Origin of the sequence: Christiangramia fulva (assembly GCF_003024155.1) — a bacterium.
GTDB lineage: Bacteria > Bacteroidota > Bacteroidia > Flavobacteriales > Flavobacteriaceae > Christiangramia > Christiangramia fulva.
In genome coordinates this window covers 3,690,160-3,702,277 of sequence record NZ_CP028136.1, presented here as the reverse complement: position 1 = coordinate 3,702,277, position 12,118 = coordinate 3,690,160, and the positions used below count along the sequence as shown (strand labels likewise).

5 protein-coding genes, 2 tRNA genes and 3 rRNA genes are annotated in these 12,118 nt (G+C 42.9%); 7 read left to right on the top strand and 3 right to left on the bottom strand.

From position 1 onward, the window contains the following. Positions 1 to 11: 11 nt before the first annotated feature. Both C7S20_RS16635 and C7S20_RS16630 read right to left on the bottom strand, forming a co-directional pair. A complete protein-coding gene (locus C7S20_RS16635) occupies positions 12 to 1,094 on the bottom strand; it encodes a DNA topoisomerase IB (protein WP_107013523.1) in 1,083 nt (360 codons plus the stop codon). Between the two features lie 140 nt (positions 1,095 to 1,234). Continuing rightward, the gene (locus C7S20_RS16630) at positions 1,235 to 2,323 is read right to left on the bottom strand and encodes a M42 family metallopeptidase (RefSeq protein ID WP_107013522.1); all 1,089 of its coding nucleotides are present in this window, start codon (positions 2,321 to 2,323) and stop codon (positions 1,235 to 1,237) included. Between the two features lie 107 nt (positions 2,324 to 2,430). Between C7S20_RS16630 and C7S20_RS16625 the strand changes: the two genes are divergently transcribed. From C7S20_RS16625 to C7S20_RS16595, 7 genes are all read left to right on the top strand, one after another. Beyond that, positions 2,431 to 3,129 (top strand): DUF4294 domain-containing protein, encoded by a 699-nt coding sequence (locus C7S20_RS16625; protein ID WP_107014285.1) that lies wholly within the window; start codon positions 2,431 to 2,433, stop codon positions 3,127 to 3,129. Between the two features lie 570 nt (positions 3,130 to 3,699). Further along, a 16S ribosomal RNA gene (locus tag C7S20_RS16620) occupies positions 3,700 to 5,231 on the top strand. Positions 5,232 to 5,417: 186 nt separating this feature from the next. After that, positions 5,418 to 5,491 (top strand) — tRNA-Ile (locus tag C7S20_RS16615). 292 nt (positions 5,492 to 5,783) lie between these two features. Continuing rightward, positions 5,784 to 5,857, top strand: a tRNA-Ala gene (locus C7S20_RS16610). A gap of 223 nt (positions 5,858 to 6,080) precedes the next feature. Beyond that, a 23S ribosomal RNA gene (locus C7S20_RS16605) occupies positions 6,081 to 8,969 on the top strand. Positions 8,970 to 9,166: 197 nt separating this feature from the next. After that, a 5S ribosomal RNA gene (gene rrf / locus C7S20_RS16600) occupies positions 9,167 to 9,275 on the top strand. Together the 16S, 23S and 5S rRNA genes with 2 tRNA genes alongside form the textbook arrangement of a ribosomal RNA operon. Positions 9,276 to 9,416: 141 nt before the next feature. Further along, positions 9,417 to 10,655 (top strand): MFS transporter, encoded by a 1,239-nt coding sequence (locus C7S20_RS16595; RefSeq protein ID WP_107013521.1) that lies wholly within the window; start codon positions 9,417 to 9,419, stop codon positions 10,653 to 10,655. Between the two features lie 137 nt (positions 10,656 to 10,792). Here C7S20_RS16595 and C7S20_RS16590 read toward each other — a convergent pair whose 3' ends face one another. Next, on the bottom strand, positions 10,793 to 12,106 hold the full coding sequence (locus tag C7S20_RS16590; RefSeq protein WP_107013520.1) for a DUF3570 domain-containing protein: 1,314 nt from the start codon (positions 12,104 to 12,106) through the stop codon (positions 10,793 to 10,795). Positions 12,107 to 12,118 lie beyond the last annotated feature (12 nt).

Here is a 12,118-nt window from a genome sequence, read left to right as displayed (position 1 = left end):
TTTTAAACGTCTTAATTAGATAATTCAATCTTATAATCTTTTATAAGTTTAAGAATTGTTTTTTCAGTTTCTGAAAGTTCGGTATAAGCAGGCTCCCTGTCATCTTTCACTTTCCGAAAATAAGGGACAATTTTTCCGTTTTCGTAGGTTTCCACCACTTTTGGATGAACATAATAACTACGGCAAACAGATCTGCTGTTACCTAAACCTTCTGCCGCAGCATCAAAAGCCCTGATGATATTTTTTTTATTCTCTTTTTCGACTTCGGTATACCCAAGTTCCCGAAGGGTTTCAAAGAAGATCTTGGTTGCAGACCAGGTTCTGAAATCTTTGGCTGAAAAAATATCTCCGCTAATTTCATGAATATACTCATTTATCATATTGCTGTCAATGCTTTCTTTTTCGCCATTTTCATCATAAAATTTAAAAAGCTCCCAGCCGGGAATTTCTTCACATTGATTGATGAGTTCTACCAATTTGCGATTTTCAACCGTTATAGAATGCTCTTTTCCTTTTTTTCCGACGAATTCGAATTTGAGTCCGTTTTTGAAGGTCTTTACATGTTTGGTTCTGAACGTTGAAAGTCCATAGGTCTTATTCTTTTTAGCATAATAATGGTTGCCAATTCTAATATGCGTTTCTTCCATTAATCGAATTACCAGTGCAAGGACTTTGCGCTTTGGCATCCCTTCAAGATCAAGATCTTTATTTACCTGTTTTCTGATTTTCGGCAAGACTTTTCCGAAAGCAGCCATTTTAAAGAATTTGGTCTGATTTCTTATTTTGGACCATACCGGATGATAAATGTATTGTTTCCGCTCTTTTTCATCCCGACCAACAACCTGTATGTGTCCGGTTTTCAAATGTGTAATTCGCACGTTTTTCCAGCCTGGTGGGATCACAAGATTTTTAATTCTTTCAAGGGTTTTCTCGTCAGATATTTTTTCATTTTTCCTGTAATAAGAAAATCCGCGTCCTACTTTTTTACGTTCAATCGAGAGGTGATTTTCATGAACATAGGTAAGGTTGGCAAGTTGCATTGCTTCCTGCGGATCCTTGATGAGAGTTGTAATATCCTCCTGCGATAGCGCCATAGCCTTTTTCTTTAAATATAAACTGAAAATGGGCGGAGGTTATTTAAAATAATGTGAAACTTTTTCAGGTAGAGGAGAAGCATTAAAAAAAGCCTTCAAAAAGTCATTTTCTGAAGGCTTCTTTATAAAAAAATGATCAATTATTCGAAATAACTGAAACTCTCCTTTCCTTTTATTTCAAGTAAAGTCTCATAGATCAGGTTGATCACATTTTCCACGTCATCGCGATGAACCATTTCAACAGTGGTATGCATATACCTTAGCGGAAGGGAAATTAAAGCTGATGGAACTCCGCCATTGCTGTACGCGAACGCATCGGTATCTGTACCCGTAAATCGCGAGGAGGCATGTCTTTGAAAAGGAATTTTTTTCTTTTCGGCAGTATCCAGGATTAGCTCTCTCAATTTATTTTGAACAGCCGGAGCATAAGAAATTACCGGCCCATCACCAATTTTTGTGAGTCCGTTGGTCTTTTTCTCGATCATCGGCGTGGTAGTGTCATGAGTAACATCGGTCACTATGGCAACATTTGGCTGGATCCGGTGAGTGATCATTTCGGCACCGCGCAGGCCAATCTCTTCCTGTACCGAATTGGTGACGTAAAGACCAAAAGGGAGTTTCACCTTATTTTCTTTGAGTAACCTTGCCACCTGGGCGATCATAAAACCTCCCACACGGTTATCAAGGGCACGGCAAACAAATTTATTTTTATTTAAAATGAAGAATTCATCAGGATAGGTAATCACGCAGCCAACATGTACCCCCAGTTTTTCTACTTCTTCTTTTTTGGAACAGCCAACATCAATACAAATATTTTCCAGTTTTGGCGATTGCTCCTTTTCTTTATCCCTGGTGTGGATTGCAGGCCATCCAAAAACACCTTTTACAATTCCTTTTTTGGTGTGGATGTTTACGCGTTTTGAAGCCGCAATCTGGTGGTCGCTTCCACCATTCCTGACGACATAGATTAAGCCGTCATCACTAATGTAATTCACATACCACGAAATCTCATCGGCATGCCCTTCAATTACTACTTTGTACTTGGCTTCAGGATTGATGACTCCCACGGCAGTTCCGTAGGTGTCGGTAATGAATTCGTCTACATACGGCTTCAGGTATTTCATCCAAAGCTTCTGACCTTCTGATTCATAACCGGTTGGCGCAGCATTGTTAAGATAATTCTCTAAAAATTTAAGTGACTTTTCGTCTAGAATTTCAGATTTCTTCATATTTCTACAATTTTAGCGAAATTAAGAAGTTTTGAATGGAAGACAACGCCATATTGATTAATTTTGGAATGATTTTGGTTCAAACCATATTCAATTAAGAAATGTTTATGAGAAGGAGAATTTTTTTGCTGATGTCTTTTTTGATTGGTGTTACAGGTTTTTCACAGGAACAACAAAAACCTGAAGAAACCGATAGCCTTTCGCCGCGATATATGATTATTGCCGGTGATTCCATTCCTCGTGAAACAATAGACCTGGAAGAAGTCGTGCTTCTGCGGAAGTTGAAATTTAATAGTTACGAAGACCGGAAACGTTATTTGATTTTACGCCGAAAAACAAGAAAAGTCTATCCTTATGCCAAATTGGCTTCCGAAAGGCTGGTAGAACTGACCGCCAGACTCGATCAGATCAAATCGAAACGTGACAGAAAGAGATACACAAAGATCGTTCAGGAATATATTGAAAATGAATTTTCGGGAGAGCTCAAAAAATTAACTCATACCGAAGGACAGATTTTGGTTAAGCTCATCCATCGCCAAACTGGTTATACTGCTTTTGACCTGGTAAAGAATCTTAAAAGCGGATGGAGGGCATTTTGGTATAATACTACCGCAGGTTTATTTGATATATCTCTAAAAGAAGAATACCATCCTGAGTCGAGCCAGGAGGATTTTTTAATAGAAGATATTTTACAGCGTTCATTCAGGGATAACATTCTGGAAAGGCAGGCAAGCGCGCTGGATTTTCAGTATCTCGACCTTACAGACAAGTGGAATAATCACTCATCAAATAAAAGGAGCCGATAATTTTTGTATATTTGTAGTTGATCTTCAGGATTTTAATTTTTGATCCATAATTTCTCTGAAATTTTTTAAATTTTAATTTGGAATAAAACGAATGTTCGTTTTATATTTGCACCCGCTTTCTCAGGGAAGCTTAGTTCATTGAAGGGGTAGTTTGATTATAGAAGTAGGGGAAGTTAGGGATTTTTCTTAGGGTAAAAAGGTGCTGAGATTTTTTTAAAAATAAAGTTTAAAAAGTTTTGGTTGGAAAAGAAAAGTCGTTGTATATTTGCACCCGCTTTGAAAAACAAGCGACGTTCTAAAAGAGAGAGTGAGATAAAAACAGAAACCACCCGGATGGGGGGAGAAGGGGTTCGAGTCCTCGGGTTTTGGCAAGACAGTGATCAATTAACAATGATCAATAAGCAATGAGAAGTTGTGATAATTGTTAACTGTTAATTGATAATTGGTTCATTGACATATTGAATTGACAGGGATTACATTATAAAGATGTAATCAAGTATATAAGAATTAAGACAAAAAGACGTCAACTGAGCAATTTCTACTAGTAGTTGTTAAGAGATATAAGAATTAACGATGAAGAGTTTGATCCTGGCTCAGGATGAACGCTAGCGGCAGGCCTAACACATGCAAGTCGAACGGTAACAGGGATTAGCCTAGCTAATTTGCTGACGAGTGGCGCACGGGTGCGTAACGCGTATACAATCTACCTTCAAACGGGGGATAGCCCATGGAAACGTGGATTAATACCCCATGGTATTATCGGTTCACCTGGACTGGTAATTAAACATTTATGGTTTGAAGATGAGTATGCGTCCTATTAGCTAGATGGTAAGGTAACGGCTTACCATGGCGACGATAGGTAGGGGTCCTGAGAGGGAGATCCCCCACACTGGTACTGAGACACGGACCAGACTCCTACGGGAGGCAGCAGTGAGGAATATTGGACAATGGAGGCAACTCTGATCCAGCCATGCCGCGTGCAGGAAGACTGCCCTATGGGTTGTAAACTGCTTTTATACGGGAAGAATCACTCTCACGTGTTGAGGGCATGACGGTACCGTATGAATAAGGATCGGCTAACTCCGTGCCAGCAGCCGCGGTAATACGGAGGATCCAAGCGTTATCCGGAATCATTGGGTTTAAAGGGTCCGTAGGCGGGACAATAAGTCAGTGGTGAAAGTCTTCCGCTTAACGGGAGAATTGCCATTGATACTGTTGTTCTTGAGTTGTTATGAAGTGGTTGGAATGTGTAGTGTAGCGGTGAAATGCATAGATATTACACAGAACACCTATTGCGAAGGCAGATCACTAATAACCAACTGACGCTGATGGACGAAAGCGTAGGTAGCGAACAGGATTAGATACCCTGGTAGTCTACGCCGTAAACGATGGTCACTAGCTGTCCGGCCTAATTGAGGGCTGGGTGGCCAAGCGAAAGTGATAAGTGACCCACCTGGGGAGTACGTTCGCAAGAATGAAACTCAAAGGAATTGACGGGGGCCCGCACAAGCGGTGGAGCATGTGGTTTAATTCGATGATACGCGAGGAACCTTACCAGGGCTTAAATGCAGTCTGACAGGTCTGGAAACAGATTTTTCTTCGGACAGATTGCAAGGTGCTGCATGGTTGTCGTCAGCTCGTGCCGTGAGGTGTCAGGTTAAGTCCTATAACGAGCGCAACCCCTTTCGTTAGTTGCCAGCGAGTGAAGTCGGGAACTCTAACGAGACTGCCGGTGCAAACCGAGAGGAAGGTGGGGATGACGTCAAATCATCACGGCCCTTACGTCCTGGGCCACACACGTGCTACAATGGTAGGGACAGAGGGCAGCTACCCCGTGAGGGGATGCGAATCTTGAAACCCTATCACAGTTCGGATCGCAGTCTGCAACTCGACTGCGTGAAGCTGGAATCGCTAGTAATCGCACATCAGCCATGGTGCGGTGAATACGTTCCCGGGCCTTGTACACACCGCCCGTCAAGCCATGGAAGCCGGGGGTACCTGAAGTCGGTCACCGCAAGGAGCCGCCTAGGGTAAGACTGGTAACTGGGGCTAAGTCGTAACAAGGTAGCCGTACCGGAAGGTGCGGCTGGAACACCTCCTTTCTAGAGCAACGCACGCTTATACGTGCTAGCGCAATTACTGGAAACAAAGGAAGTGTAAAGAAGGCCTCTTTGGTCTTGATTCTTATCTGTCAATTTGATATTATAGTACTGAGTACACAGTATTGAGTATTGAGAAGCTTAGCGCTTGTCTAAATACTCATTACTAGCTACTCACTACTAAAGGACAGTCTCATAGCTCAGCTGGTTAGAGCGCTACACTGATAATGTAGAGGTCGGCAGTTCGAGTCTGCCTGAGACTACTCGTAGAGTAGACGCAGGGAGCGAGAGGTTTACCCTGAGCGAAGTCGAAGGGAGTCTGCCTGAGACTACTCGTAGAGTAGGCGCAGGGAGCGAGAAGTTTACCCTGAGCGAAGTCGAAGGGAGTCTGCCTGAGACTACTAATCGCGCACAGCGCGATAGTTATGAGTTAAAAGTTCTGAGTTCAGAGTTTTTGCTCAAAGGCAACTAAGTTCATAAAAAAGTATTGAAAGGAAATTCTAGAAGCTAAGAATTCTAATTCTAAATTCTGAATTCTAAATTCGGAATTCAAATGGGGGATTAGCTCAGCTGGCTAGAGCGCCTGCCTTGCACGCAGGAGGTCATCGGTTCGACTCCGATATTCTCCACCTACGCTCACCGAAGTGAGCTTCGGTGGACTCAGGTCCACAGAAGGTTACGAAGGCGAGCCTCGCATAGAGCGATCTATCGAGTAAACGTTCATTGACATATTGAAGAAACAAAGAATACGAGAACACAAATAGATAGAACTATTTTAAGTAAGTAATACATTAAAAATTCCGGGCTATAGGCGCGAGCCAATGGTCCGGGACGAGCATTAGAAGCAAAACGCATACAAGCTAGATAAGGGCGTATGGGGGATGCCTAGGCTCTCAGAGGCGAAGAAGGACGTGATAAGCTGCGAAAAGTCGTGGGGATTGGCACATACAAATTGATCCGCGAATATCCGAATGGGGCAACCCACTATACTGAAGGTATAGTACCCGACTTGTCGGGGGCAAACCCGGGGAACTGAAACATCTAAGTACCCGGAGGAAGAGAAAACAACAGTGATTGCGCTAGTAGCGGCGAGCGAACGCGCAAAAGCCCAAACCAATGAGTTTACGGACTTATTGGGGTAGTAGGACTGCGATATGGGTTGTATAAGGAACTAGAATCATCTGGAAAGATGGGCCATAGACGGTGACAGCCCGGTATAGAGAACTTGATACAATCTTAGCAGTATCCTGAGTAGTGCGGGGCACGAGAAACCCTGTATGAATCTGGCGGGACCATCCGCTAAGGCTAAATACTCCTGAGAGACCGATAGTGAACCAGTACCGTGAGGGAAAGGTGAAAAGAACCCTGAACAAGGGAGTGAAAAAGAACCTGAAACCATACGCTTACAAGCGGTCGGAGTCCGCCAATGGCGGATGACGGCGTGCCTTTTGCATAATGAGCCTACGAGTTAACGTTTCCAGCAAGGTTAAGCACTTAAGGTGTGGAGCCGTAGCGAAAGCGAGTCTGAATAGGGCGAGATTCATCCTTAGGGGATGAAAGCGCACTTGTGCGCTTAGTTGGTAGTGTTAGACGCGAAACCGTGTGATCTACCCTTGGGCAGGTTGAAGCTGTGGTAACACACAGTGGAGGACCGAACCCGTTGACGTTGAAAAGTCTTGGGATGACCTGAGGGTAGGGGTGAAAGGCCAATCAAACTCGGAAATAGCTCGTACTCCCCGAAATGCATTTAGGTGCAGCGATATAGTTAGTTTTATAGAGGTAGAGCTACTGATTGGATGCGGGGGCTTCACCGCCTACCAATTCCTGACAAACTCCGAATGCTATAAAATGATGCATATCAGTGAGGGCATGGGTGCTAAGGTCCATGTCCGAGAGGGAAAGAACCCAGACCATCAGCTAAGGTCCCCAAATGTATGTTAAGTTGAAGAAACGCGGTTGAACTGCCCAGACAGCTAGGATGTTGGCTTGGAAGCAGCCATTCATTTAAAGAGTGCGTAACAGCTCACTAGTCGAGCGGTTCGGCATGGATAATAATCGGGCATAAACATACTACCGAAGCTATGGATTTCATACAAAGGTATGGAGTGGTAGGGGAGCATTGTAATGGGGTTGAAGGTGAACTGCGAGGTTTGCTGGACTAATTACAAAAGAAAATGTAGGCATAAGTAACGATAATGCAGGCGAGAAACCTGCACACCGAAAGACCAAGGTTTCCTCAGCTATGCTAATCAGCTGAGGGTTAGTCGGGTCCTAAGGCGAACCCGAAGGGGGTAGTCGATGGACAAGCAGTTAATATTCTGCTACTTGCCCCACGTTAAAAGCGGACGGAGGCGTAAAGTTGGTGCGTACTGACGGAATAGTACGTTGAAGCCAGTGGTAACACGGCGATAGTACACCAAAGCTACGGCGGCGGTGATAATCCAGCGGCGCGACTTCCAAGAAAAGCGAGTGGCGGCAACCCGTACCGTAAACCGACACAGGTAGTTGGGAAGAGAATTCTAAGGTGCTCGAGAGATTCATGGCTAAGGAACTAGGCAAAATTGGCCCGTAACTTCGGGAGAAGGGTCGCCCCGAGCAATCGGGGCCGCAGTGAAAAGATCCAGGCGACTGTTTATCAAAAACACAGGGCTCTGCTAAATCGAAAGATGATGTATAGGGCCTGACACCTGCCCGGTGCTGGAAGGTTAAGGGGAGACGTCATCCGCCATTGGCGGAGAAGCGTTCAACTGAAGCCCCAGTAAACGGCGGCCGTAACTATAACGGTCCTAAGGTAGCGAAATTCCTTGTCGGGTAAGTTCCGACCTGCACGAATGGTGCAACGATCTGGATACTGTCTCAGCCATGAGCTCGGTGAAATTGTAGTATCGGTGAAGATGCCGATTACCCGCTACGGGACGAAAAGACCCCGTGCACCTTTACTATAGCTTAGTATTGACTTTGAACAAGTGATGTGTAGGATAGGTAGGAGACTTTGAAGCAGCCTCGCCAGGGGTTGTGGAGTCGTTGTTGAAATACTACCCTTTACTTGTTTAGAGCCTAACCCCGAGAACTTGGGGGACAGTGCTTGGTGGGTAGTTTGACTGGGGTGGTCGCCTCCAAAAGAGTAACGGAGGCTTCTAAAGGTTCCCTCAGCACGCTTGGTAACCGTGCGTAGAGTGCAATGGCAAAAGGGAGCTTGACTGAGAGACATACAGGTCGATCAGGTACGAAAGTAGAGCATAGTGATCCGGTGGCACCGCATGGAAGGGCCATCGCTCAAAGGATAAAAGGTACGCCGGGGATAACAGGCTGATCTCCCCCAAGAGCTCACATCGACGGGGGGGTTTGGCACCTCGATGTCGGCTCGTCACATCCTGGGGCTGGAGAAGGTCCCAAGGGTTGGGCTGTTCGCCCATTAAAGTGGCACGCGAGCTGGGTTCAGAACGTCGTGAGACAGTTCGGTCTCTATCTGTAGTGGGCGTTAGAAATTTGAGTGGACCTGACTCTAGTACGAGAGGACCGAGTTGGACCAACCTCTGGTGTACCAGTTGTTCCGCCAGGAGCACTGCTGGGTAGCTACGTTGGGAAGGGATAAGCGCTGAAAGCATATAAGCGCGAAACCCACCACAAGATGAGATTTCTTTAAAGGACCGTGGGAGACTACCACGTTGATAGGCCACAGGTGTAAGAGCAGTAATGTTTGTAGCCGAGTGGTACTAATACTCCGTAAAGCTTGATGCGCAAGGCCCCTTCTAAAGGAGGGGCCGGTAATGCTTTTAGCATGTAAAGCTGCTGTGTTTTAAGTGTTTTTTGTTTCTTTAAGTATGTCAAGATATTGGTCACGCCCAGGCGTGACAGTTAAAAAGTGAAAGAGTGAATAAGTGAAAAGAGCTTTTCTTTACAACTTTAGAACCTTTGAAACTTTCTAACTCAAAATTTAAGGTGGCTATAGCAACGGGGCTCACCTCTTCCCATTCCGAACAGAGAAGTTAAGCCCGTTAGCGCCGATGGTACTGCTTCTTGTGGGAGAGTAGGTCGCCGCCTTGCTCGCCTGCCGAAAGGTAGGTTCTTGAAACCCTTCATCTTTACCGATGAAGGGTTTTTTTATGATTAAAAATCACGAAGCCCTATTCTTAATGGGATTTGCTAATTTTAGAATATCTATATTTGAGAAAAATATTCTGAATAATGTCCAAAAAGCGCGATTACAAAGTGGTTATACTTATCCTAATCACTTTTTTTGTTATCTCTTTTCTAACCAATATCCTCGGAGCATTAAATCCCAGTGCCACAATTAGTTTTGATTTAAGTGAAACCATGGCCGGTTTTTTGCCATTTTCCTTTTTTATAGCCTATGGTATCATGTCTATTCCCGCAGGTTTCTTACTTGAAAAATTTGGAGAAAAAGTAATGATGATTTCGGGATTTGTGCTGGGTCTGGCCGGTTCAATACTCTTTGTGATTTTTCCTTTTTTTAAAGTTTTTATTTTGAGCCTTTTTATTATTGGAGCAGGAATGGCCATTTTACAGGTGGTTATAAATCCGTTATTGAGGGTTGCTGGAGGAGAAGAGAATTATGCGTTCAATTCAGTTTTAGCACAATTATTTTTTGGTGCTGCTTCCTTTATCAGTCCATTTGTTTATTCATGGCTTCTGCTAAACACCGGTGATACTTCCATTAAAGATCTACCTTTTATGGAGGTTTTAATTTCTTCAGATAAAATTTGGATCATCATGTACTGGTTATTTGCAGTGATTTCTTTCGTCATGATTTTCATTGTTTATCTTATCCCTATACCAAATGTTAGTTTAAAGGAAGAGGAGAAAGTTGGAAGCATAAAGGTTCTTAAAGATATGATTACCAATAGAACAGTAATTCTTTATTTCCTGGCTATTTTTGCCTATGTGGGAACTGAACAGGGGATCTCTTACTGGATGTCTAAATTCCTTTCCATTTATCACGATTTCGATTTTAGAACCACTGGTGCCGTTGCTGTAGGCCGGTTTTGGGGCTTAATGACCATTGGAGGAATATTTGGTTTATTTTTGTTAAGACTTCTTGACAGCAAATTAGTACTTAAAATTTTTACGTTTCTAGCCATTTTAAGTCTTGCGCTCGCACTTTTCGCACCGGCTATCATATCTCTATATTCCTTTCAGGCCTGCGGATTTTTCCTTTCCGTTATGTATCCTATAATTATTTCTTTAGGATTGAATTCTATTAAAGAACATCACGGCTCTGCTGCCGGAATTTTCATGTCGGGAATAATGGGTGGTGCAGTCGTGCAAATAGCAATAGGAATATTAGGGGATGCTTTTTCTTTAAAAGCAGGAATGCTTTTAATTTTTCTTACGCTGGCCTATATTTTGAGCATTGGTTTTTGGGCTAAGCCACTTATTCGAAATAAAACAATTACAAATAATTAAAAAATCCCTGCGGTTTAACCGAAAGGATTTTTTGAACTAATTCAGGCAAAATTCAAATCTTTATTTACCTGCATGTAAAGGGTATACATGGATGGAATATTCTATACCATTTTAATCTTAAAATTCCGCTGATTTAACTATTGAGTCACAAAATTCAATCCTCCGGAGATAATATTTGCGGTAAGGCCGGTATTCCTTTTATAATGGTCATACTTTAAATCCACGCTTTTCAGCCCAAAATTTCCTAAATGGAAACTGGTAAGTATATCGGTATAGTTGATTCCGAAGCCAAATTGATTGGCGTTAAATGCCGAAAGGTCATAATCTGAGGTATAATATTTTTCATTTGAAGTATGCTCTTCGTAAGGAGCAAAATAGTCGGCAGCGGTTTGGGAATAGTATCTGTAGGCCGGATAAATAGTGAATTTATCACTTATTTTTAAGGGTATTTCAATGCTTGCGGTGTGGGATTTTATTCCCCAATCATCACTATAATATCGATAATAAGTTCTGAAGATCAGTAATTCGCTTAAATAATAATTCAGCCTTCCGCCAAGGGCAACTTTAAATCTGGAAGATGGAAGATGTTCAATATCATCGGCCAGCTGAAAGTTTTCTATATAATAATCATTCCTATCACTAAAATATACTCTTTGGAATGGCGTGGATAAAAGCCCATTTTGCAGCACCAGGTCTGTCATGAGCGATCCCTGTAGTTTTTCTGAAAGAATTTGTGAAAAATTCAACCCCAGAGAATATGAATTTCTTCCTTTAGAGTTTAATTCTTTGAAATCGGGATTGTAACTGCCATCGCCAGTGATATTATAAACCTGGAAAAGAAAATCATTGAATCCCCGGCCATTTCCCGTGAAAGGCCGTAATTCATACGGATAGATCAATTTCCAGGTATCTATATAAACATTTCCGTGCAGGCTTATTTCTGTATTCCTTTCATTGAAAAGTTTGGTGAAACTCCCGCCAATGCCAAAAGAAGAATAATCAAATTCGTTGGAGACGGAAACTTTTCCTGTCCAGATAGTATTTCTATCATCACTGCTGTGGCTGTAGGTACCTGTTGCGCCAAACCAGGTATCACTATAGGAAGCACCTGAAGACGCATCGAAAGGATCGGCCTTTGCTCCATCAAAAGGATTTATGTTACTGGAAGAAGCAGAAGTATATGCCGATATGCCTGCATCAATAGAAAGTACATCATCTGCATTCACAGGAATGGAAACCACCACAGTAGGAGCTCCTTCCGTGAGTTTTTCAGTTCCTATTCCGCCGCTCACTGCAGCATTATTCCCATCCTGTGCATAATAACTCGCGAGGAAATCTACTTCGGTGGCTTCTAAAACCCTTTTCTTAAAAGAAGGAATGGTATCCTGGGAAAATCCAAAAAAACTGAGTGAAAACACGCAAAAAAACAAAATAAGCTTTTTACTTTCCATAAGTCTTCTAAT

What these genes read in the sequence shown, in the direction of transcription:
- C7S20_RS16625 (WP_107014285.1), top strand. Translation starts at nt 2,431, where the DNA reads ATGAGAAGGAGAATTTTTTTGCTGATGTCTTTTTTGATTGGTGTTACA.
- C7S20_RS16595 (WP_107013521.1), top strand. Translation starts at nt 9,417, where the DNA reads ATGTCCAAAAAGCGCGATTACAAAGTGGTTATACTTATCCTAATCACT.
- C7S20_RS16635 (WP_107013523.1), bottom strand. Translation starts at nt 1,094, where the DNA reads ATGGCGCTATCGCAGGAGGATATTACAACTCTCATCAAGGATCCGCAG.
- C7S20_RS16590 (WP_107013520.1), bottom strand. Translation starts at nt 12,106, where the DNA reads ATGGAAAGTAAAAAGCTTATTTTGTTTTTTTGCGTGTTTTCACTCAGT.
- C7S20_RS16630 (WP_107013522.1), bottom strand. Translation starts at nt 2,323, where the DNA reads ATGAAGAAATCTGAAATTCTAGACGAAAAGTCACTTAAATTTTTAGAG.